This is a genomic window from Xanthomonas rydalmerensis, from assembly GCF_033170385.1.
Lineage (GTDB): Bacteria > Pseudomonadota > Gammaproteobacteria > Xanthomonadales > Xanthomonadaceae > Xanthomonas_A > Xanthomonas_A rydalmerensis.
In genome coordinates, this window is sequence record NZ_CP126170.1 from 113,242 (window position 1) to 136,243 (window position 23,002).

15 protein-coding genes are annotated in these 23,002 nt (G+C 68.8%); 7 read left to right on the top strand and 8 right to left on the bottom strand.

Annotated features, from left to right (window positions below; all coding sequences use genetic code 11):
• Positions 1-209 precede the first annotated feature (209 nt).
• The 3 genes from recC (at position 210) to recD (ending at position 9,632) form a co-directional block, all read left to right on the top strand.
• Positions 210-3,617 (top strand): exodeoxyribonuclease V subunit gamma, encoded by a 3,408-nt coding sequence (gene recC, locus QN245_RS00530; RefSeq protein ID WP_317844254.1) that lies wholly within the window; start codon positions 210-212, stop codon positions 3,615-3,617.
• Positions 3,614-7,498: an exodeoxyribonuclease V subunit beta gene (recB, locus tag QN245_RS00535; RefSeq protein WP_317844255.1), complete on the top strand. Its 3,885-nt coding sequence runs from the start codon at positions 3,614-3,616 to the stop codon at positions 7,496-7,498. The genes recC and recB overlap by 4 nt, the downstream gene beginning before the upstream one ends.
• Positions 7,499-7,619: 121 nt before the next feature.
• Positions 7,620-9,632, top strand: a complete 2,013-nt coding sequence (recD, locus tag QN245_RS00540; protein WP_317844256.1) for an exodeoxyribonuclease V subunit alpha — start codon at positions 7,620-7,622, stop codon at positions 9,630-9,632.
• 299 nt (positions 9,633-9,931) lie between these two features.
• Here the strand turns inward: recD and QN245_RS00545 are convergent, their stop codons facing one another.
• On the bottom strand, positions 9,932-10,675 hold the full coding sequence (locus tag QN245_RS00545) for an SDR family NAD(P)-dependent oxidoreductase (RefSeq protein WP_317844257.1): 744 nt from the start codon (positions 10,673-10,675) through the stop codon (positions 9,932-9,934).
• A gap of 85 nt (positions 10,676-10,760) precedes the next feature.
• On the opposite strand from QN245_RS00545, the gene QN245_RS00550 reads away from it, so the two are divergent.
• The gene (locus QN245_RS00550) at positions 10,761-11,327 is read left to right on the top strand and encodes a TetR/AcrR family transcriptional regulator (RefSeq protein ID WP_317844258.1); all 567 of its coding nucleotides are present in this window, start codon (positions 10,761-10,763) and stop codon (positions 11,325-11,327) included.
• Positions 11,328-11,554: 227 nt separating this feature from the next.
• On the opposite strand, the gene QN245_RS00555 is transcribed toward QN245_RS00550, so the two are convergent.
• Positions 11,555-11,887 carry a hypothetical protein gene (locus QN245_RS00555; RefSeq protein WP_019797267.1) on the bottom strand — a complete coding sequence of 111 codons (333 nt, stop codon included), beginning with the start codon at positions 11,885-11,887 and terminating at the stop codon, positions 11,555-11,557.
• Between the two features lie 278 nt (positions 11,888-12,165).
• Here QN245_RS00555 and QN245_RS00560 point away from each other — a divergent pair, with 278 nt between their 5' ends.
• Both QN245_RS00560 and QN245_RS00565 read left to right on the top strand, forming a co-directional pair.
• Positions 12,166-12,510, top strand: a complete 345-nt coding sequence (locus QN245_RS00560) for a type II toxin-antitoxin system Phd/YefM family antitoxin (RefSeq protein ID WP_317844259.1) — start codon at positions 12,166-12,168, stop codon at positions 12,508-12,510.
• A gap of 3 nt (positions 12,511-12,513) precedes the next feature.
• Positions 12,514-12,885 (top strand): type II toxin-antitoxin system RelE/ParE family toxin, encoded by a 372-nt coding sequence (locus QN245_RS00565; protein WP_317844260.1) that lies wholly within the window; start codon positions 12,514-12,516, stop codon positions 12,883-12,885.
• A 207-nt stretch (positions 12,886-13,092) separates the two neighbouring features.
• Here the strand turns inward: QN245_RS00565 and QN245_RS00570 are convergent, their stop codons facing one another.
• Both QN245_RS00570 and QN245_RS00575 read right to left on the bottom strand, forming a co-directional pair.
• A complete protein-coding gene (locus QN245_RS00570) occupies positions 13,093-14,748 on the bottom strand; it encodes an AAA family ATPase (RefSeq protein WP_209230291.1) in 1,656 nt (551 codons plus the stop codon).
• Positions 14,749-14,984: 236 nt separating this feature from the next.
• Positions 14,985-15,170, bottom strand: coding sequence for a hypothetical protein (locus QN245_RS00575; protein WP_317844261.1), 186 nt, complete (start codon positions 15,168-15,170; stop codon positions 14,985-14,987).
• Between the two features lie 333 nt (positions 15,171-15,503).
• On the opposite strand from QN245_RS00575, the gene QN245_RS00580 reads away from it, so the two are divergent.
• Positions 15,504-16,205 carry a DUF2306 domain-containing protein gene (locus QN245_RS00580; RefSeq protein WP_244663599.1) on the top strand — a complete coding sequence of 234 codons (702 nt, stop codon included), beginning with the start codon at positions 15,504-15,506 and terminating at the stop codon, positions 16,203-16,205.
• Between the two features lie 308 nt (positions 16,206-16,513).
• Here QN245_RS00580 and QN245_RS00585 read toward each other — a convergent pair whose 3' ends face one another.
• The 4 genes from QN245_RS00585 to QN245_RS00600 all read right to left on the bottom strand — a co-directional run bounded on the left by QN245_RS00585 (position 16,514) and on the right by QN245_RS00600 (position 22,698).
• The gene (locus QN245_RS00585) at positions 16,514-17,776 is read right to left on the bottom strand and encodes an alpha/beta hydrolase (RefSeq protein ID WP_317844262.1); all 1,263 of its coding nucleotides are present in this window, start codon (positions 17,774-17,776) and stop codon (positions 16,514-16,516) included.
• A gap of 596 nt (positions 17,777-18,372) precedes the next feature.
• Entirely contained in the window at positions 18,373-18,828 is a 456-nt protein-coding gene (locus QN245_RS00590) for a hypothetical protein (protein WP_160968513.1), read from the bottom strand.
• A gap of 623 nt (positions 18,829-19,451) precedes the next feature.
• Positions 19,452-20,357: a type II toxin-antitoxin system RelE/ParE family toxin gene (locus QN245_RS00595; protein ID WP_317844263.1), complete on the bottom strand. Its 906-nt coding sequence runs from the start codon at positions 20,355-20,357 to the stop codon at positions 19,452-19,454.
• Positions 20,358-20,589: 232 nt separating this feature from the next.
• The gene (locus tag QN245_RS00600; RefSeq protein WP_317844264.1) at positions 20,590-22,698 is read right to left on the bottom strand and encodes a methyl-accepting chemotaxis protein; all 2,109 of its coding nucleotides are present in this window, start codon (positions 22,696-22,698) and stop codon (positions 20,590-20,592) included.
• Positions 22,699-23,002: the final 304 nt, after the last annotated feature.

Here is a 23,002-nt window from a genome sequence, read left to right on the forward strand (position 1 = left end):
CCTTTAACGAAAATACAACATAGGATCGATCCGTTCGGCTGAACTTAACCGAACTGGCCCGTCCAGTATTGTGGCACTGCTCACGCCCCTGTGCGCGCCCGGCGCATATGCCCGTCTACGCAACAGCGTGTCGCGTTTGGCGGCCTGTCCGTCACGCCATGCGAGGCGGGCCGGCGCGGGTGGGACGCATCCGGCACAATGCCCGGCACATGCCTGCCCCGTCCGCGCCCGATTTCCGGCTGTATCCGTCCAACGCGCTGGATACCCTGGCCGCCCTGCTCGCCGAAGAACTGCGCCGGCCGCCGCCGGAGCAGCCCTTGCTGGCGCCGGAGGTGGTGCTGATCCCGCAGGTGGCGATGCGGCGCTGGCTGCAGTCGACCCTGGCCGCGGTGCACGGGGTGGCGGCGAACCTGGAATTCCTCACCCCCGGCGAATTCGTCGCGCGCGCGCTGGAGCGCAATCTCGGCGCGGCGGCCGACGATCTGGACATGGCGACCATGCACTGGCGCCTGTACGCCGCGCTGCAGGGCGACCTGGGCACCGATGCGGCGTTGGCGCCGCTGGCCGGGTATCTGGCCGATGGCGATGCGCTCAAGCCGTGGAGCCTGGCCGGCGAGCTGAGCAACGTGTTCGAGAAGTACCAGGCCTGGCGCCGCGACTGGCTGCTGCGCTGGGAAGGCGGCGCCGACCCGGACGATCCGCAGGCACGGCTGTGGCGGCGCATCGCCAGCGGCCGCGCCTACCGCGCGCGGCGCATCGGCCAGTACCTGGACCGCTACGCGCGGCCGGACGGGCCGTTGCCGCAGGGCCTGCCGCGGCGCCTGTTCGCCTTCGCCGTGCTCAACATCTCCCCGGACGTGCTGCGCGTGCTGGCCACGCAGGCGCGCGCCGGCACGCTGCACTTCTACCTGCCGACCCCGGCCCAGGGCTACTGGGGCGATCTGCAGACGCTGTGGCAGCGCCGCCGCGAGGGCGGGGCGGTGGAGCTGTTCGCCGAGCAGGTGCAGGAGAATCCGCTGCTGCAGGCCTGGGGCGCGGCCGGGCGCGACTTCATGGCGCTGATCGGCGACTACGAGGTGGTGCATCCGCTGGCCGAGATCGCGGTCTATGCCGATCCGCTGGAATCGGGCCGGCGCGCGCTGGCCGACGGTGGCCTCGGCGACAGCCTGCTGCGGCGCATGCAGAGCGACCTGTTCCATCGCCGCGCGCCGGCCCGACCGGCGCCGCTGGCCGCGGTGGACCCGCACGATCCCAGCCTGCAGGTGCACGCCTGCCACACCCGCCTGCGCGAACTGCAGGTGCTGCACGACCAGCTGCGCGCGCTGCTGGACGATCCGCGCTTCGAGCCGCCGCTGCAGCCGCGCGAGATCGCGGTGCTGTCGCCGGATATCGACCCCTACGTTCCGTATCTGGATGCGGTGTTCGGCAGCCATGGCGGCGACGACCCCTTGCCCTATGCGCTGGCCGACGCCAGCCCGCTGGCCAGCGAGCCGCTGGCCGAGGTGTTCCTGGCGCTGCTCGGCCTGCCGATCGCGCGGTTCGGCCTGCACGAGATCCTGGACCTGCTCGCCAGCGCGCCGATCGCCGAGGCCGCCGGCCTGGACGAGGCCGGGCTGGAACGCCTGCGCGGCTGGCTGCACGCCGCCGGCGCGCGCTGGGGCCTGGATGCAGCGCACCGGCAGCGTCACCAGGCGCCGGCCGACGACGCCTACACCTGGCGTTTCGCCCTGGACCGGCTGCTGCTCGGCCACGCCAGCGGCGCCGAGGACGACATCGACGGCGTGGCGCCGTGGCCGCAGCTGGAAGGCAGCGCGCTGGCCGCGCTGGACACGCTGCTGCGTCTGTTGCGCGTGCTCGACCGCCACCAGGCCGCGCTGGCCGAGCCGATGCCGCCGGCGCAGTGGCGCGAAGTGCTGCTGGGGCTGCTCGAGGCCTTGTTGCCGCAGAGCCCGTCGGCGCCGCGCCAGCAGCGCGCGCTGGAACGGTTGCGCGCACTGATCGACCAGTTCGCGCGCGACGCCGCCCGCGCCGACTACGCCGACGCGGTGCCGGCCGAGGTGGTGCGCGCGCACTTCGCCGCGGTGCTGGGCGAATCGGACACGCGCGCGCCGCTGCTCACCGGCGGCATCAGCTTCGGCCGCATGGTGCCGATGCGGCTGCTGCCGTTCCGGGTCATCTGCCTGCTGGGCATGAACGACGGCGATTTCCCGCGCCGCGATCCGGCCGCCGGGCTCAACCGCCTCACCGCCGAACTGGGCACCGCGCGCCGCCGCCACGGCGACCGCTCCACCCGCGAGGACGACCGCTTCCTGTTCCTGCAGCTGTTCGCCTCGGCGCAGGAAGTGTTCTACCTCAGCTACCTGGGCGCCGACGCGCGCGACGGCAGCGTGCGGGAACCCTCGCCGCTGGTCGGCGAACTGCTGGCCTGCACCGCGCAGTACCACGCCGATCCGGCCGCGGCCGCAGCGCTGGTGGTGCGGCATCCGCTGCAGCCGTTCGCCGCCGCCGCGTTCGGCGCCACCGGTGCCGAGGATGCCGACCCGCGCCGTTTCAGCTACCGCCGGCAGTGGCGGCCGGCGGTGGACAGCCTGGTCGGCCAGCGCCAGCCGCTGGCGCCGTGGATCGACGCGCTGCCGGCCGCGGCCGACGACGCGCCGCCGGCGCAGTTGTCCATCGACGACCTGCGCCGGCTGCTGGTCGATCCGGCCGGGCAGTTCCTGCGCCAGCGCCTGGGCCTGCGCCTGCCCGATCCGGCGCAGGCCGACAGCGACCTGGAACCGCTGCTGGCAGCCAGCCGCGGGCTCGACCAGTACGGCTTGCAGCAGCAGGTGTTCGAGGCGGTGCTGCGCGAGGATACCGACGCCCTGTACGAGCGCCTGCGCGCCCGCGCGCTGCTGCCGTCCGGGCCGCTGGGCCGGCGCCAGCTCGACGAGCGCGTGCGCCAGTTGCGTCCCTACGCCGAGGCGTTCCGGCAGTGGCGCGGCGCCGCCGCCGCACCGCTGGCGCCGCGGCTGCAGGTGGACCTCGACGGCACCGCGCTGCATGGCCGCCTGCCCGGCTGGTACGCGCCCGGCGTGGCGCGCGTGCAGGTCGGCGCCTTGAGCGGGCGCAGCGCGATTCGCCATGGCCTGGAATGGCTGCTGCTGCGCGCCGCCGGCGAAGCGATGCCCTACGTGCGTTTCTTCGATCACGACGACGGCCTCGGCCCGCATCCGATGGACCGCGAACCGCTGCCCACTGCCCAGGCGCGGCAGGCATTGGGCGAGCTACTGCAGCTGTATCGGCATGGCCGGCAGGCGCCGCTGGCGTTCGCGCCGTACAGCAGCTGGAAGTACTACCAGGCCGCGCGCGCCGGCGATCTCGACAAGGCGATCAAGGACGCCGCCGCGCAATGGCAGGCCGGCTTCGGCTGGAGCGAGGCGGACAGCCCGGAACTGCGCCTGGTCGGCCGTGGCCGCGACCCGTTCGCCGACGCCCAACGCTTCGCCGACTTCGCCGCCACCAGCCAGCGCGTGTTCGGCCTGCTCGAACAGGGCGACGCCGGCCCTGCGCTCGATCCCGAACGGCTGAGCGAAAGCTGGCAGCGCTGGCGCGGCTTGCAGGAGGACGCCGAATGAGCGCCGCGCCCGACCGCGATCCGTACCTGGTCCTGCCGCTGCACGGCGTGCGCCTGATCGAGGCCAGCGCCGGCACCGGCAAGACCTTCACCCTGGCCACCCTGTTCACCCGCCTGGTGGTCGAACGCGGCCTGCGCCTGGGCCAGATCCTCGCCGTCACCTTCACCGAGGCCGCCACCCAGGAGCTGCGCCGGCGCATCCGCGAGCGCCTGGCGCTCGCGGCGACGCTGGTGCCGACGGCCGGAACTGGGTCGGACACGGATCGTGACGCGGTAGGAGCGGCGCTGGTCCCCGGTTCGGGATCGGCCGCGACCGAACGCGCGGACGACCCGTCGCGCTCGCACCAAGACCCGCCCGATGTCGCGTTGACCCGCGCCATCCTGGGCGCGCACCTGGCGACCGGCACCGAAACCGCGACCGCCCTGCGCCGCCGCCTGCAGCAGGCCGCCGAGGACATCGACCTCGCCGCGATCTTCACCATCCACGGCTTCTGCGCGCGCGTGCTGCGCGAGCATGCGCTGGAAAGCGGCCAGGCCTTCGCCGCGCCGCAGTTGCTCACCGATGATCGCGAACTGCTGCGCGATGTCGCCGCCGACCTGTGGCGGCAACGCGCCGCCGATGCGGCGATGGCCGAGGACCTGGTGGCGCTGTGGCCGGGCGGGCCGGACGGCATGGCCATCGATCTGCGCGAACTGGTGCGGCATCCGACCCTGCTGCCGGCCGCGCCGGTCTTCGCCGCCGAAGAAGGCGACGTGCTGCAGCACGCCGCGCAGCGCGCTGGCGTGGCGCTGGCCGAGGCGTTCCGCGCGCACGGCACCGCCTGTTTCGAGGCGATCGTCGCGGCGATCGAGGCCGGCGTGCTGAGCAAGGTCAGCTACAAACCCGACTGGCTGACCGCGCTGTGGCACTGGCTGGACGCGTTCGCCGTGGCGCCGGCGGCGGACGCGCCGCCGCACCCGAAGCTGGTCAAGCTCACCGCCGCCGAGCTGACCGCCGGCACCAACAAGAAGCACGCCGAGCGCACCCCGGCCTCGCCTCTGGGTCATGCCATCGACGGCTACCTGGCCGCGTTGGCGCAGCTGGCGCAGTGGCGCACGCAACGCCGCATCTGCCTGCTGCACGCGCTGCGTGCCGACGCGGCCGAGCGGCTGGCCTATCTCAAGCGCCAGCGCCGCGTGCAGACCTACGACGATCTGGTCGAGGGCGTGGCGCGCGCGCTGGAAGGCCCGCACGGCGACGCATTGGCGCAGCGCCTGCGCGCGCAGTACGCGGTCGCCCTGGTCGACGAATTCCAGGACACCGACGACCGCCAGTGGACGATCTTCCGCAAGGTGTTCGCCCCGGAGACGGTCAATTCCGCTGCGGTGCAGGACGATGCGGCGATCGCGCCATCGCTGCCCGCACCGGACGACGCGCTGCCGCCGTTGCTGGCCCTGATCGGCGATCCCAAGCAGGCCATCTACGGCTTCCGCGGCGGCGACGTGCGCACCTACCTGGCCGCCGCCGCGGACGCCGAACGCGCGCCGCCGCTGGCGCACAACTTCCGCTCGCGCCCGGCGCTGCTGGCGGCGATCGACGCGCTGTACGCGCAGGCCGGCTACGCGGAGGCCTTCCTCACCGACGGCATCGCCTTCCACCCGGTGCAGCCGGGCAGCAAGCGCGTCGATGCCGACCTGCAACGCGACGGCGTGCCGGCCCCGGCGCTGACCGTGTGGCGCGCACCGGAGCCGCCGCCGCCGGCCACCGCCAAGCCGGGCAAGCCCAAGCCATGGAGCGCCGGCCGCGCCCGCGAGCTGTGCACCGCTGCCTGCGTGGCGGCCATCCGCGGCTGGCTGGCCGAGGCCCGCGACGGCAGCGCCAGCTTGCTCGGCCGTCCGGTGCAGGCCGGCGACATCGCGGTGCTGGTGCGCAGTCACGGCGAGGCCACGCGCATCCAGCAGGCGCTGGCCGCGGCCGGCATTCCCGCGGTCGCTGCCGGGCGGCGCAGCCTGTTCGCCACCGACGAGGCACTGGAACTGCTGGCGCTGCTGCAGGCACTGCTCGACCCCGGCGACGACGGCCGCCTGCGCGCGGCGCTGGCCACCGTGCTGATCGGCGAGGACGCCGCGGCCATCGCCGCGCTCGACCACGACGGCGAGCGGCACCGCCGCTGGCAACAACAGGCGCTGGACTGGCGCGAGCGCTGGCAGCGCGGCGGCCCGCTGGCGCTGATCGGCGACCTCGGCGCCGCGCACGGGCAGCGCCTGCTGGCGCTGGTCGACGGCGAGCGCCGCCTCACCAACTACCTGCAGCTGGCCGAACTGCTGCAGGAAGCCGACACCCGCGCGCTCGGCCCGCATGGCCTGGTCGACTGGCTGGCGCGGCGCATCGCCAATGCCGACGACAGCGACGAAGCGCAGCAGCTGCGCCTGGAGTCGGACGCGCGCCGCGTGCAGATCGTCACCCTGCACAAGAGCAAGGGCCTGGAGTATCCGCTGGTGTTCCTGCCGTACGCCGGCATCGGCCGCAGCGAACGCAGCCCCGGGCGCCACTGCGTGGTGCCGGCGCCGCAGGGCGGGCGCCAGTTGCAGTGGAACACCGGCCGCAGCGGCGGCGAATCCGACCCGGCCTGGGACACCGCCGAAGCCGCGTGGAAACAGGAACAGCGCGCCGAGGACGCGCGCCTGCTCTACGTCGGCCTGACCCGCGCCGAGCACGCGCTGTGGATCGCCACCGGCGCCTTCCCGCAGCACGAGCGCACTGCGCTGGCACCGATGCTGCGCGACCTCGACGCCTTGCAGGCCGCTGCCGGCCCAGGCGCCATCGCCCTCGACACCACGCCGCCGCCGGCACAACTGCCGCGGCTGCCGCCCGAGCCGGCGCCGCCGGTGCCGCAGGCACGGGTGCCGCAACGGCGCGTGCTGCCGGAGTGGTGGGTGTACAGCTTCACCCAACTCGCCAATGCCGACGCCGGCAGCGACCCGATGGCCAGCGCCACCGTGCCCAGCAGCGGCGGCAGCGACGAACCCGCCGCCAGCGAGCCGGTCAGCGCCGCGGTGGAGGTGGACATGGTCGACCGCCGCTTCGTCGGCAACCGCTTCGGCGTGGCCATGCACGACGTGTTCGAGCGCTGCGACTTCGCCGCCTGGCGCGGCTGGCGGCCGGGCCAGCCGGCGCCGGCCGGGCAGGTCCCCGCCATCGTCGAAGCGCTGCAGCGCGGCGGCTATGCCGAGGACGAGCTGGAAGACGGCACCGCCATGCTCACCGCCCTGGTCGGCAATACCCTCACCGTGGCGCTGCCCGAAGGCACCTGCCTGGCCGCGGTGCCGGAAGCGCAGCGGCGCAACGAAATGGAATTCCACTTCGCCATGCGCCCGACCCGGGTCGATGCGCTGCTGGCGCTGCTGCACCGCTTCGGCGTGGCCGGCGAGCGCCAGGCGTTCGGCGCGCGGCAGCGCCTGGAGGGACTGATGACCGGCCTGATCGACCTCACCTACCAGCACGACGGTCGCTGGTACGTGCTCGACTACAAGTCCAACCGCCTGCCGGCCTACGACCCCGACGCGCTGGCGCGGGCGATGGCGCACAGCGAATACACCCTGCAGGCGCTGATCTACACCGTGGCCCTGCACCGCTGGCTGCGCTTCCGCCTGGGCGAGGGCTACGACTACGCCCGCGACTTCGGTGGCGTGCGCTACCTGTTCTGCCGCGGCCTCGACGCCGCACGCGACCCGTCGCCAGGCGTGCACGCCTGGCGCTTCGACCCGGACCTGATCGAAGGCGTCGACGCCCTCTTCGCCGGCGCCCCGCTCGAGCCCCTCTTCCCCCGGCGACCGCAGGAAGTCCCCGTGGGAGAGAGGGGCTGGGGTGAGGGTCCGCCCGCCCACGGAGCCCCCCCGTGAGCCAACCCACCCACCTACTGGCCGTCGTGTACCGCACCGGCACCCTGCGCCCGCTCGAGCCCCTCTCCCCCCGGGAGAGGGGTTGGGGTGAGGGTCCGCCCGCCCACGGAGTCCACACCCCGTGAGTCAACCCAACCCTCTCCTCGCCGCCCTCTACCGCCACGGCACCCTGCGCACGCTGGACCACGCCTTCGCGCACAGCCTGGCCCGCCTCGACCCGGACACGCCCGACCTGGTCCTCGCCGGCGCCGCCCTGGCCTCGCTGGCAGTCGCCAGCGGCCACGCCGGCCTGGACCCGGCACGCGCCAGCCTCCTGCTCGACAGCCGCGACGGCGCCCCGCCCGCACTGCCCACCGCGGACGACTGGAGCCGCGCGCTGGCCGCCTCGCGCTGGGTCGCGCAACCCGCCGCCGAGGACGCCGCTAGCGCCGACAGCCCGCTGGTGCTGGAACACGGCCTGCTCTACCTGCGCCGCTACCGCGAGTACGAGCGACGCCTGGCCCAAGGGCTGCGCCGCTTGGCCACGCAGCCGCTGCCACACAGCGACCTGTCGGCCCTCGCACCACTGTTCGCCCAGGTCTTCCCTCTCCCCCCGGGAGAGGGTGCCCGCAGGGCGGGTGAGGGTACGACCACGGGCGATCTCCAATCAGCGGGCGACCCCCACCCCGACCGCCAAGCCCAGGCCGCCGCGCTCGCGCTGCGCCGCGCCCTGCTGCTGGTCACCGGCGGCCCCGGCACCGGCAAGACCACCACCATCGCCCGCCTGCTGCTGCTGCGTCTCGCCCAGGCCCGTGCCACCGGCCTGCCGCCGCCGCGTATCGCGCTGGCCGCGCCCACCGGCCGCGCCGCCGAACGCATGGCCGAGAGCCTGCGCGCCGCGGTGGCGCGCGCACTCGCCGACGGCGTCGACCCGGCCCTGGCCGAAGCACTGCCGGCCGGCGCCAGCACCCTGCATCGCCTGCTCGGCGTCATTCCCGACCTGCCGCGCTTCCGCCACGACGCCGACAACCCGCTGCCGTTCGACCTGATCGTGATCGACGAAGCCTCCATGGTCGACCTGCCGCTGATGTGCAAGCTGGTCGAAGCCGTGGCCGACGGCGCGCAATTGATCCTGCTCGGCGATGCCGACCAGTTGCCGTCGGTGGAAGCCGGCGACGTGCTCGCCGCGATCCTGCAGGCGGCCGGCCCCGGCGACGCGCTGCAGGCCGACGACGCGCGGGCGCTGCAGCCGCTGCTCGGCGACAGCGCGGTCGCGCACGACCATGGCGGCCTGGCCGGGCACCGGGTGCACCTGCTGCGCGGCTACCGTCAGGCCCAGGACTTCGCCCTGGCGCCGCTGGCCGACGCGGTGCGCAGCGGCGATGCCGACGGCACGCTGCGGCTGCTGCGCGACGGCCAGCTCGCCGGCGTGCACTTCCACGACGGCGTCGACGACCCGCTCGCCGCCGGCGGCGATGCCTTGCTTGCGCACTGGCGCGCCCTTGGCGATGCCGACGATCCGGCGCAGGCCCTGCGCGCCGCTGCGCGCCTGCGCCTGCTCACCGCCGTGCGCGCCGGCCCGCAGGGCGCGCGCGGGCTCAACGCACGTATCGAGCAATTGCTGGCCGAGACCGCCAGCGGCGCGCGCCGTCTCGGCGCCGCCGCGCCCTGGTTCCACGGCCGCCTGCTGCTGATCACCGAGAACAGCTACCGCCACGGGCTGTTCAACGGCGACGTCGGCATCTGCCTGCGCGACGCGCAGGGCACCCTGGTCGCCTGGTTCGACGGCGCCGGCGACGGCCAGGTCCGCGGCTTCCACCCGGCCGCGCTGCCCGCGCACGAGAGCGCCTTCGCCATGACCGTACACAAGGCCCAGGGCAGCGAATTCGACGAAGTCTGGCTGCAGCTGCCGACCCGCGACGCCCGCGTGCTCAGCCGCGAACTGGTCTACACCGGCATCACCCGCGCCCGCCGCGCGCTGCACATCGCCGCCAGCGAAGCGGTGCTGCGCGCCGCGCTGGCGCGGCATGCGGCGCGGATCTCGGGATTGGCGTGGCGGTTGGGTGGGGTGGAGTTGAGTGTCGATCCAGCACCACCACCGCCAACGCCTCCAGCGAAGGATGAGCCGGTCCCCAGCCAGGGCTCGTTGTTCTGACTGCTCCGGCGCGTTGCAACGCGCGCCTGGTCTGGTTGCAGCGGACGTCTTTGAAACGCCCGCTTATCACGCGCTGTGCGGCCCGCGCGCCACACTGAACAAGAGCCAGCACCGAAGCGCGCGCAGATCTCTGGCTTGATCGTCCGTGACGCTGTCGGCTTGGCCGACCCTCATCGCGCGCAGGCCTCCATGCCATGCCACGCGCGCCACGCACGATGGGGAGAATGCCGACAACCGCCACGCGCGAGCGATGGAGCAGGCGCGCGTTATCGCCGACCACCACGCGGTCGTGTGCAGGCCTAGATCGCCATGACCCCACCATCGATGAACAGTTCGTGCCCCGCGATGAAGCTGGACGCGTCCGAAGCCAGGAACAGCACCGCCTCGGCGATCTCCTCCGCGTCGCCGAGACGGCCGAACGGGATCATCTGCTTGAACGCCGCCTCGGCCTCTGCATTCGCTTCCAGGTAGGTCTGCATGGCCGGCGTGTGGACCATGCCGGGCGACACCACGTTCACCCGGATGCCGCGGCTTTTCAGGTCGGTCGTCCAGGTGCGCGCGAAGGAGCGGATGGCCGCCTTCGTCGCGCTGTACACCGAGAGCGCGCCGATTCCCTTGCTGCCGGCCACCGAGCCCGCCAGGATCACCGCGCCGCCGGTCGTCATCAGCGGCAGCGCCTTCTGCACGGTGAAGACCGTGCCCTTGATGTTGGTCGCCAGCAGGCGCTCCAGGTGCGCGACGTCGATCTCGCCAAGCGCAGCCGACTCGGACACGCCCGCGTTGGCGAAGACGACATCCAGCCGGCCATGGTCCTGCTGGATGCGCGCATAGAGCCGATCCATGTCCTCGGGAATGCCGACATCGCCCTGCACGCCGATGGCGCCGCCACCGATCTCCACCACGGCGGCGTCCAGCCGGTCCTGCCGCCGCCCGGTGATGTAGACCTGTGCGCCTACCCGCGCAAACGCCCTTGCCGTCACCAGGCCGATGCCGTCGGTGCCGCCGGTGATCGCGACCACCTTGCCCTCGAATCGCTTGTCCATCTCGCTTCCCTTGATAAGTGGAGGATTGCTCCACTTACTATACGGAGGTAGCCTCCGTTTCCACAAGCCACGCCGGAAAGCCCCGTTGACCGCCGACACCCCCCTGCGCGCCGATGCCCAGCGAAACCGCGAACGCCTGCTCGCGGCGGCGGAGGAAGTGTTTCTGGAGCGCGGCGCCGAGGCGTCGATGGAAGACGTCGCCAAGCGCGCCGGCGTGGGCATCGGCACGCTCTATCGGCGCTTCCCCACGCGCGAGTCCTTGTTCGCCGCGGCCTACAGCGGACGCTTCCTGTCGCTCGCCGCGGCCAGCCACGCGCGTGCCGGCACGCTCGATGCGCTGGCCGCGCTGCGCGCGTATCTCGAGGAGTTGGCGCTGCATACCAGCGTCTACCGCGGGCTTGCCGCCTCGCTCGGCGCGGTGCTGCAGAGCGGCACGCCGGGCTGCGAGGCCGTCAGCAAGGAAGGCCAGCAGCTATTGCGGCGCGCGCAGAAGACCGGCGTCGTCCGGCGCGACGTTTCCTTCGACGATCTCGTGGTCGTTGCCACCGCGACCTCGCTGGCCACCGAGCAGCTCGGCTCGCCGAAGACGCGCATCGCGCATCTGATCGGGCTGTTCGTCGACGGCATCGCCGCGCCCGCGCCGCGCACCTAGCCGGCTGTAACGCCGCGGCGCGTAGGCAGGGCCCCGGCGGCGGCGCCGGTGTGATGCGTGAGGTCCATCCGCAAGCCGGCAAGAACCGCAGAGATCCGCGCTCGTGCGCGTCAGACGCTGCCCCGAGTGCAAGCAAGACGACGCTGCGCGCCGCGCTGGCGCAGCACGCAGTGCGGATCTCACGGTGGGCGTAGCGTCATCCGGGACGACGCACGCCGGTGACGCGTTTACTTGGCCGGCACCCGCTGGTACTCGTCGCTGCCGGTGTTGAGGTGCCCATCGGCCTCGTCGATGGCGAAGTTCACCGTCTCGCCGTCGTTGGTCACCTGCAGCACGCCGTCCTTGTAAATGGCCGGGTAGCTCTCGGTCTTGGGCTTGCGGCTGAAGAACCGCGGGGTGGTGTTGCGCACCATGAACGACTCCCCGTTGCGTTCGATGTCCATCGTGTCGTCCTTCGACTCCACGTTGACCCAGTGGCCAACGAACTTCTCGCCCTCCACCCTGGCGCAGCCGGTCACCAGCATCGCCGCGGCCAGCGCCGCCCCCATCCACTTCGTCATGTCCCCGCCTCCGGTGTTGGAATCGGGGCGAGGATGCGGCGGGTTTGATGTATGGGAGGTCAAGATTCCGGGGAAGGACGGAGCCGCAGAAATCCTGTCGGCGGGCTGGAGCGCCTGCAGCGCCCGGGAGGAGGGTGCGGCCTGCGTTGTGCGGCCTTGTCCATCGCCACGCCACGCATTGGGCCTTGTCCGAATGAGCTTCCATGTGCGCTGGCAGCAACACCATGCAGGTGATAGCCTGTACAGAATCCTGTAATCAATAGTGAAAGGAGCTTGCCATGGGCTTTTCCGTCAACGACGTGGTCCCTTTCACCCTGGCGCGCGCCAACCTCTCCGAACTGGCCGACCAGGCGAAGGCCGGCGCCGAGAAGATCATCACCAAGAACGGCGAGAGCTACGTCGCGCTGATCGACGCCGACCGGCTGGATTACTACCACCGGCTCGAGCGCGAGCGCATCCACCTGCTCTTGCTCGACGATGCGAAGCGCGGCTTGGCAGACATCGCCGCCGGCCGCACGGTCGATGCCGATGCCGCTATCAACCAACTGCAGCAGCGGCGCGCGGCCGCCAAGGCGCCCAATCCCGCAGACCCCGGCAAGCGGGCGGCCAAGAAGCGGGGTTGACCGTTGCATCGCGTCGAACTGACGGAGAGCTTCCTGGCGTGCCTCGACGCGATCGAAACGTTCCTGCTGGACGCCGATGCCGCCGCGGCCTTCGATGACCTGCTCGCCGAATTGCGGGCGGCCGTGATCCCGAACCTGCGGCGCTTCCCACGCATCGGCCGGCCCTACCTGGACACCCCACTGCAATCGGTCGAAGCGCTGGCGCAACTGGCCGCATTGCCGGCGGAAGCGCCGGATGCGTTGCGCATCTACCTGCACGGCGACTACGTGATGCTGTACACGGCGGTGGAGGCATCCGCCACCGTGTATCTCCTCTCCATTCGCCACCACCGGCAGCTTTCGTTCGATTTTGCTGGACTGTGGAACCGCGGGTGAGGGGGCAGGTAGTGCACTCCGACCCCTGTTTGACTGTTAGGGTGGGCAGATCATAAATGCACTCTGACTCCAGCTCTGTGGGCGTTGGAAATAAAAAAGCTAACCATTCCCACCATCGGCTTACCTGAATTCATGATCAGTTTGTCGGCGTGACATTTAGAAAGGTTATATTATATCCAGCGCAACATTATCAATAAATTCTAAAAGTCACATCAGAGGCGCTAGTACCGATGCTGCTAGCTCGTTATAGATAGGCATTCCTGGCCTGATAAGGGGTGCTAAATGCTTGATTGAAAAAGCTTCTGCCGAATTTCCATAGCCAACCAATTTGAGCGACTTCCTGATCTGCACATATAGAACATCTATTATTTCTTTTACATCATCATTCGGCTTTCCTCTAAGCGCCAAATTATATAATTGAAGCTGTTTTGTCTGGAGTATCTCTCCGAATGCATCAGGATTATTGAGGCTTTCGCAGAATTTTTTTAGGACACTGTCGTCCCATAGAAAGCTTTCTACGTCCCGCCTTGGCAAAACATAACTGCCTTCACTTTTTAGTTCATTGATTTCATCTTCATTCCGATCATCTCCGTCCAAAACCCTCCACGCCTTGATGCCTGGTGCTAACTTAGTGAGCAGATATTCAAAAGTCTCACCATCGTTCCGCACTTCGTTGCCGCCACCTAATGGGATAAATTCAACGCCTGGATACCACGGACCAAATATTACACTGTAAACGGTCACGTCAAAACTCGGCTTTTTCCCAGACTGCCCGATCCTCCTCCCTTCACAGAACACCACGTAATCTGGCACAACTAACTTTGCGAGATCGTCTAGCGCTGTATTAAACATCTGTTTCCAGAACCGCTTGTCGGGTTGAATCGGCTTTAAATCTATGGCTTTGTCAAAATTCTTCTCATGAAAGTCAATAAAAGCCACTAATCCAGGATTTTCAGCATTAAGTTCGGCTGCTTTGCGTGCCATTCCAATGGAGTGGGTGGAAAGCCAAAGCTGGCAGTTATCAGGGGTAAGTTCGAACATGACTGCAAGCAACTTGGCTTGCAGGCGGGTGTGCATATGAAGCTCAGGTTCATCAATGCAAAAAATGGTGTCGTTGAAATACTTTCGTTTGACAATAAAGTCTAATAGAAGATCAAACGCAGCCTTCTCGCCGCCGGATAGATTTTTATAGTGGAAATTGGATGTTATGCCCTTTGTAAAACGAAAAGTTCCTGAGTCCAATGGGTTTCCTGGGCCTTCAAGAACTAAATCATCAAAGACTTGTAGCATGGCATCTCGAATTTCGCCAATCAACTGCTCAGTGATTTGACCAGCCGTTATGTTCTTTCCGTCGGGATCGTAGAGAAGCTCCAAGCTTCGACCTACTAAACGCTGGTAGTTATTCTGAACTCGAGATTCTGAGAGCATTAATGTCGTGGCTCTACCTGGATCATCCAGTATGTCTTCAAGTTTATTTAATCCATTGATAGTAAAGTCGGGCGAATGCCGGTACGCGGAGCGAATATAAAACGCCTTTCTAAAAATTTCCCTGTTATTTTTTATTTCTTTTGGCTCGTCATAAAAAAATATTTTAATCTTATTAAGGGTTTCTTCCAAAGGGCTGTGGTTGAAAGTGGGTAATAACGGCGTCATAATACTTTCATGTCGCAAATAGTAGTCGCTGTCATAGCTGTAATCGTTTCTTGCGGACTTCATCCAATAATTGAAAGCTTCGAACAACGAAGTTTTACCGCTACCGTTGGGTCCTGTTAATAGGATCAACTTTGCCGTCTTGGGGATTTCAGAAATTTCCAAGTTGGCAAAACGCTTAAAGTCTTTGATGTTTATTTCTTTTATTTTCAAAATTTTTCTCCAGGCTGTTATATCTAACCAGGCCTAAGTGCTGTTAAATAATCGGATGCAATTTGAAACGTGGAAGTTCTTATTATTGGGTCACAGGGACTTCCTGAAGCGCAAATCATCAAGGTCTGCGGGGTAACCAGATTGCTAAAATTTCTGGATAGATTTAGCCAGGCTAGCTAAGCAAGGCAGGTATCCTCCACGCGTGTTGCCTTGCCCGCGATAGCGTGATGCGAGTGTCAGCACGTGGCGGTGCCGCGCATTGAAGAATGAGGTGATCGCCAGAGCAGCAAAAGGATCCATGCCAGGGGAGCGAATGCGCCTTCCGCTTGCTGGGAGATGGCCTGCGACAGCGCGCTGTCGTGGCGGGAGAACCACCAGGGGATGCCGTCGCGAACGGCGAGGAAGCCAGCGATGCCGGCCATGATTCCCACTGGCCACGGCAACGCCGCCAGCGCGCCGAATCCGGTTTTCCCCTGTCTGCGTCCCATGCGACCCCCGTCCCCGGATCGACCATAGTCCTGAGCGCGGCAGATGTCTGTACTGTTAACCCTGTCGTCTACAAATCGAGACGCAGTTTGCGCTAACGGTACGTGCGTTGGCTTCGCGGCCGGTAACCGGATCACTCGCGCTGATGGACGGTGCTGCGTGTGCCGCAGCGCTTCCCGTCTGCCGCCGCCCGTCGCCACCTTCCGTGGCGCCGAGACTTCCATGCTAGCGTCGCGCTGCCGAGGGTCCGACGTAGCACGAGGCAGGGAATGAACAGCGAGCCGACGCGCCGCCACATTGTGGCACCACGCACCACACCAATCGTGCGCCTGGCCTGGTGGCTGCTCTGGCTCGCCCTGGCCCTGTTCGCCGCGGAGTTCGTGCACTCGGTGTATCTGAAGTACGCGTCGCTGCAGTCGCCGGCCTATGCGATGTTCATGACCCGCCGCGGGTGGCTGTGGTGCCATCTCGGTGGCGGGGCGGTCGGCCTGTTGCTGGGGGCGCTGCAGTTCGCGACGCAGCGGTGGCGGCGTTGGCCGCGGCTGCATCGTTGGGTGGGGCGGGTGTACTTCGCGGGGATGGTGGTGGCGATGATCGGAGTGGTGGGGCTGATCGCGACCTCGCCGGCGCCGCCTTCGATCCGGGTGGCATTCGCGGCCACGGCGCTGGCGTGGCTGGTCACCGGGTCGGTCGGGTTGGTGGCCATCTGGCGTGGGCAGGTGCTGCAGCACCAGCGCTGGATGGTGCGGGCCTATCTGGCGACGCTGGCGCCGGTGGCGTTCCGCTTGGCGTTGCCGTCGGCGATCGGCCTGGGCCTGACGCCGTCGCCGGGCTTGATCGCGCTGCTGCTGTGGGCCAGTTGGGTGGTGCCGTTGTCGGTGTATGGCGTGGGACGCGCGGTTGCCGATGCGCGGGGTCGACGAAAGCTGATGTCGATGGTGCCGCGTGGAGCCGGTCTCGGCGCGGGATGATGCCCAGGTGCCCAGGTGCCCAGGTGCCCGGGGACGTGGGCCGGCCTGTGATGACCGCTTCCGGCAGCCACGCCGATCTGCCGTCATTCCTAACCTGAGTCGGGTGCGCCAGCGCTCGCGCACGCGCTGTCGCGCAGCTCCGCACAACGCGCGGCCAACGCCGTCGTCAGCATCGGCATGAGGGGCGTGCCGCACTCGCCCCGCACATAAAACGCTGCCACGCCTGCGCCCAGGCGTGGCAGCCAGCGGGACGGACGATCGCAGGCGCCGGGGGAGGGAATGCGCCTGCGTTGTCGTCCGCCGCGACCTCAGCGAAGCTTGTCGAACAGTTGCTGGCGCACGGCGATGGCGCAGGCGTCTTCGGTCAGCAGGTGCTCCACCGCGCTGTTGTCGCTGGGCTTGCCGGTGCCCAGGTCGAGTACAGTCGCCTGGTTGCTGCCGCGGGCCTTGAACGCGGCGATGGCGGTGGTGGCGTTCTTCAGCGGCACGGTGGCGTCGTTGTCCGAACCGCACAGCAGGGTCGGGGTGCGCGGCGCCCAGTCGAGCAGGTCGTTGCGCTCCAGGTCGCGCAGGAACGGATCGTTGGCGTTGCTGGCGAAGTCCTTGTAGAAGCCGGGCTGGAAGTACTGGCGGATCTTGTCCACGCCCGGCAGGGTGTCGCCGAGCACCAGGTCGGTCAGGCTCTGGTTGCCGGGGAACAGCTTCTCCACCTGCTTGGCCCACGGATCCTGGAACACCTGCGACGGGTCGAGGTAGAGGTTCTTGTAGGTGTGCTGCATGCCGACGATGGCGTAACTGGCCAGGACGATGCCGAAGGTGTTCTCGCCCACGGCGTTGCGGCCGCTCCAGCTGTCGCGGAAGGTCTGGCTGAGCGCGTACGGGCCGGAGATCGGCGCGCTGGCGACCAGGTTGAACTCGTTGGACAGGTGCGCTTCGATCTCGCGCTGGGTGGCCATGGCGGCATGCCCGCCCTGCGAGAAGCCGGTCAGCATCACCTTGCCCGACAGTGGCGTGTTGAGCCGCTGCAGCACCTGGCGCGCGGCGCGCAGGGCGTCGATGGTGGCACTGGCCTCGGACGCGGCGTGCAGGTAGGGGTGGAACGCATAGGTGGACTGGCCGATGCCGAGGTAGTCGCTGCTCACCACCACGTAGCCCTGGGTGGCGAGGTGGGTGACCATGGTGTCGTCACCCTTGTCGTCGCGGATCTCCTTGGCCTGCTCGGCGCGGCGCTGCGACTCGGTGCCCTGGCTGTAGCTCACCAGCGGGAACGGGCCGGGGCACTGGCTGCCGCCCGGCACCAGCAGCGCCGCCGAGGCGGTGGTGGGTTCGCCATCGACGCCGATGGTGGCGTAGGTGAACTCGGCCACGCGCACGTCGCACTTGGCCTGGTCGCTGGACTGGGCGTTGGCCAGCAGCGTGCCGATCGCCTGGCGGGTGTAGCTGGTCAGGACGTTGCTCTTGAGCACGGTGCCGCGCGCCGGCGCCGCCGATACGGCAAGGGGGAGCAATGCGCCTACGACGCCGATGAGGGAAAGTGCGCGCAGCGCCAGCCGATTCCGCTGTGTGGCCATGGAAACATCCTCGTGTTGAATCCCGGTCGCCCGGGGGGTGGGGGAGGTCGCAGACGCTACTATGTCGCCTGCATTATTTTCGCGACACGCGGAGATAATATTTATCTGCGGTATTGATTCGCGTCGCACGCGACGGCATTACGCGACACATCGCGCTGGAAAACCCAGCGATGCATCGATGCGGCGACGTGCGCTACGCCACAGTGGCGACGAGGAAAGGATGAAACATCCGCATGGTTTCGCAGGAATCCAGCCGAATTCGACTGTTTCGGCCGGCTGAACGCACGTTGCGATCATTTGTCTACGTTTCTGAAGCAGACTTTTCAGAAGTTAATAATCTTGATTTTAAGATAATCGGGTCGCGACACGAGATAATCGCCTGTGCTTTGTCGATCGCTGTCCGATGCCGAGGCGAATTGGTTGGTGACAGGACAGAAGCAGGACATGGTCGATGTCGTGCACGACACGGCGGGTCTTGTTCGTTGCCGTGCGGTCGCGACGAGCAACATGTGGCGCAAAAAAAGCCGGCGGACCCTGCGGGGTCGCGCCGGCTACGGTCGATGTTGCTGGCCCTGCACGGGGCCAGCGGAACAGGGTCAGCGCACCTGGTACAGCACGGTGGCACCGGGCTTGGGTTCGAACGCGGGCACCGTTTGCTGCTTCAGCGGCGTGCCCTTGGCGTCCCATACCAGGGTTTCGGACGGGTATTCGTCCTTGCGGGTCATCGCATCGATCTGCTTGACGATCACGCTGGAGCCGGCGGCGACCTCGGGGTTCCAGGCGAATACGCCGAGCCTGCCGTAGAACACGGCCGGCGCGGCGGCGTCCAGGCGCCGGTCGGGGCACATCACCAGGCCGCGGTCGAGCATCACCCGCAGTGCGCCCACCGGCACGGCCTTCACCGTCGGTGAGGTGCGGTCGGTGCTGTGGCCGGGGCAGACGTTGGCCGAGCGGGTCAGCATGTCCTCGGCCACCTGCCGGTCGGACTGGGCCAGCGCGGGCAGGGCGACGGCGGCGAGGGCGAGCGTTGCGAGAGGGAATTTCCAGGGCATGTCGAGACTCCTTCAATGGAGGAAAGACGCCGGGCCTGGCGGTCCCTGCAAGGCGGGGGACCGGCGGCCGCGGCGGCGCGGGCCGACTCTAGCAACGGTGCCGGCGGCGAATGCAAAGCGGGCGTGAGGGTGTGGGCGGTGACTGTTGCGGATGCGGACCCCCCGCCCCGCCTTCGTCTCGCATCGCCTAAGCCGCGGTTAACCCCATTCCTATAGTCGCCGCATCGCCTGATGTCTTGCGCAAGCGCTGGCGGCCTCGCCGAAGGCCGGCAATCCGTTGTAGGAGGGACTTCAGTCCCGACTGCAGTGGGATCGGATAGCCCACTGGCTTCGCTCGTCGCGGCTGAAGCCGCTCCTACAGGGGCAACGCCTGTGTCTCCGGCGAATGCTGACGGCCGCGCTGAAGGCCGGCAATCCCTTGTGGGAGGGACTTCAGTCCCGACTGCAGTGAGTTTGGATCGACCGATGGCTTCGCCCGTCGCGGCTGAAGCCGCTCCTACAGGGACAACGCCTGTGTCTCCGGCAAATGCTGACGGCCGCGCTGAAGGCTGGCCACCCTTGTGGGAGGGACTTCAGTCCCGACTGCAGTCAGGTGGACGCACCGATCGCCCGCGCACACCAGCTCAGCGATACGGCCCCGGCCCACGCCAGACCAGTTCGCCCTGGTGGTAGACCTGCAGCATGGTGATGACCTGGCGGGCGTCGCCGATGCCCTTGAGTTCCGGCGAGTCCGGCGGCAGTGCGCGGCACTTGCCGGAGCCACGGGTCAGGGCGATCTCCAGCGGGCAGACCATGCGGTACTCGGTGCCCGGCAGCAGGATGAAAAGCTCCTTCATGCCCTGTTGCTGCCAGGCGCGCAGTTGGCTCTCGCTGCCCAGGTCGTAATAGACCAGGTAGCCGCCGACCTCCAGGCTGGGCTGGGCCGCGTCCATGTCGTGGCGGTTGCCGCGGCTGCCGGGGCCGGCGGCCAGGCCGCTGTTGTCCGGCGCGGTGTCGGTGTCGAGCGCGCCGGGCGGGCGCCCGGTCCAGGTTTCCGGGCGGCGCTCGGTCGGCGGCGGCGGATTGCTGTCGGCGGTCTGCGCCGGACTCGGAGCCGGGGCGTCCGCGGGCGGGGTGGGCGCCGGCGGTGCCGGGCGCGGCTGCGGCGCCGGGGCGGTCCGCGGGGTGTCGGCCGCTTTCGGCGTGTCGGCGCGATCGGGCGGCGGCACCGGGTCGTCGGACTGCGCGACCAGGGTGGATTGCACGGTGGTGGTGGCGTGGCGACGCTTGGGCGTGGCGGAGGCCGGTGGCGGGGTCGGCTTCGGTGGCAGCGGCTTCGCCGGTTTGTCGCTTTCGCCGAGGAAGTCCACGCGGATCCGGCTGCCGCCGGCCGCGCCCTGCGGCGTGGACATGGTGGGTTTGGCCGCATATAGCAGGGCGAGCGCCATCAGCACGTGCAGCAGCGCGCTGAGCACCCAGGCGATCCAGCGCTGCCAGCGCTCGCTGCGGGTCTCGGCGGCGACGGGCGCGCGGTGCGACGCGCGGCTCATGCCGTCGCGGCGCCGTCGGGGAGGCCAGCCTTCATGCGGTTCCGGGGAGGGGGCGAACGTGGGAGACCGCCATCGTACCGCCTGCGCCGGCAACGGCCATGGCAGCCGATGCGACGGCCGGCATCGGCCGACACCTGCCGTTCACGCGCTGGGTCGCTGCCGGCCCGCGGCCGCCGCGGGTCGCCCGCGCCGTGAACCGGCGTGGGAAACGCGGCGGCGCGGCCCCCGCAGGTCAGACGTAGGCGCCGACCTTGAACACTTCCACCGCCTGGGTGAGCTGCGCCGACTGCTCTTCCAGCGAGCGCGCCGCGGTGCTGGCTTCTTCCACCAGCGCCACGTTCTGCTGGGTGGTCTCGTCCATGCGCGCGATGGTCTGGTTGACCTGCGCGATGCCGTTGGCCTGCTCGTGCGAGGCGGCGGAGATCTGCCCCATGAGGTCGGTGACGTGCTGCACGCTGGCCACCACCTGGTCCATGGTGGCGCCGGCCTGGTGCACCAGCGTGGCGCCGTGGGCGACGCGCTGCACCGAGTCGTCGATCAGGGTCTTGATCTCCTTGGCGGCGCCGGCCGAACGATGCGCGAGCGTGCCGACCTCCGCGGCCACCACCGCGAACCCCTTGCCCTGCTCGCCGGCGCGCGCGGCTTCCACTGCGGCGTTGAGGGCGAGGATGTTGGTCTGGAAGGCGATGCCGTCGATCACCGCGATGATGTCGGCGATGCGCTTGGAGGCGGCCTGGATGCCATCCATGGTCTCCACCACCTGGCCCACCACGTCGCGGCCTTCGCTGGCCACGCCGGCCGCGCCCAGTGCCAGTTGGTTGGCGCGCTGGGCGTGCTCGGCGTTCTGCTTCACGGTGGAGGTCAGTTCCTCCATCGAGGCGGCGGTCTCTTCCAGGCTGGCGGCCTGCTGCTCGCTGCGCTTGGCCAGCTCCTGGTTGCCGCTGGCGATGTCCTCGGCGGCGAAGCCGATGCTGTTGGTGGTGCGCTGGATGTGCGCGACGATGTCGGTCAGGCGGTGCACGGTGCTGTTGGCGTCGTCGCGCATGGCGGCGAACACGCCGTGGAAGTTGCCGCTCATGCGCACGGTGAGGTCGCCGTCGGCGATGCAGCGCAGCAGCGCGGAGAACTTGGCCAGGTTGGCGTCGGCGGTGGCCATCATGGTGTCGAGGTTCTCGACCATGGTGCGGAAGGCGTGCTCGAACTTCTCCGGCTGGCCGCGGTGGGCGAAATTGCCGGCGCAGGCGGCCTCGGCCAGGGTCTGGATCTGCACGTTGATGGCGTGCAGGTTCTGCTTGACCTGCTGCATCGCCGCGGTGATCGCGGCTTTCTCGCCGGGATAGTGGGCGATGTCCTGGCTGAGGTCGCCGATGGCGTAGCGGCCCATCACCTCGGTGATGCGCAACTGGGTCTGCACGTGCGCATCGACCAGGGCATTGGTGTCGGCGACCATGCGCCCGTACTCGCCGGGGAAGCGCTGCGCATCCATGCGGTAGCTGATGGCGCCGGCGTCGTGGCGCGCGGCCATCTCGCGCTGTGCGGAAATCACCGCGTGCAGGCGCCGCTGCATCTGCTGCATGGCGCGCAGCAACTGCCCGGCCTCGTCGTGGGTGGTGGCGGTGTCCGGGCTGCTCAGGTCGCCGGCGCCGATGCGCTCGGCCAGGCCCAGCGCCTGCCGCAGCGGGCGCACCACGCGGCGGGTGAGCAACAGGGCGATCAGCGAGCCCAGCAGCAGCGCCAGCACGGTGCAGCCGATCATCAGCAGGGCGAAGCCGCGCGCGGTGGCCATCGCCTCCTTGGCGGCCTGGCGGTTCTTGGCTTCCTGCAGGTCGATGAAGGCGTTGATGCTGGCCAGCCAGTCGACGAAGGCCGGGCGCGCCTGCTGCAGCAGCAGCGCCTGCGCCTGCACGGTGTCGCCGGCATCGCGCAGCCGCCGGACCTGCGCGATCAGCGGCATGGTGCGCTGTTCGATGCCCTGGATGCGCTGCAGGATGGCTTTCTCCTGGGCGTCGGTAGAGGCGGCCAGAAGGGCGTCGAGCGGCTGCGCGGCGCGCGCGTAGTCGCCGGCCAGCTTGTCGATGGTCTGCTCGGTCGCCTGCCGGCTGGCGGCATCGTCCAGCAGCACCACGTCGCGCAAGGCGATGGCGCGGTCGTGGACGCTGCCGCGGAAGTTGATCGCGTAGCGCTGCTTGACGCTGTTGACCTCGTTGATCGCGGTGAGCCGCCGGTCGATGCTGTGCACGCGCTGGATGCCGACCACGGTGAGCAGGACCATCAGCACGATGAGGGTGAGGAAGCCGAGCGCGAGGCGCTGGCCGATGCGCAGATTCGAAAGGGCGTGCATGGGATCGGGGGAATGGGGGAAGGAAGAGGGATGACGGTAGGTGACGGCGGACGGGCAGGCAGGTTGCCTGCGCCCGCGTGACGCGCGCAGGGCGCTGGTCCCCGGGCCGGCGCATGGATAGCGGCGTTACCCGGTCGAACTGAAGGGATGTGGCCTGGGCGCCGGCGGCGCAGTGCGGGGAACGTGATGGGGTGCCTGTCTACGTGGCGATGGCCGCCGGCCACGTCAGGCCGTGCGCGGCGCGGCGGTGACCGGCACGGCCCGGCTCGCGCCGCCTGGAACATATCGACCGCCGTGGCGCGGT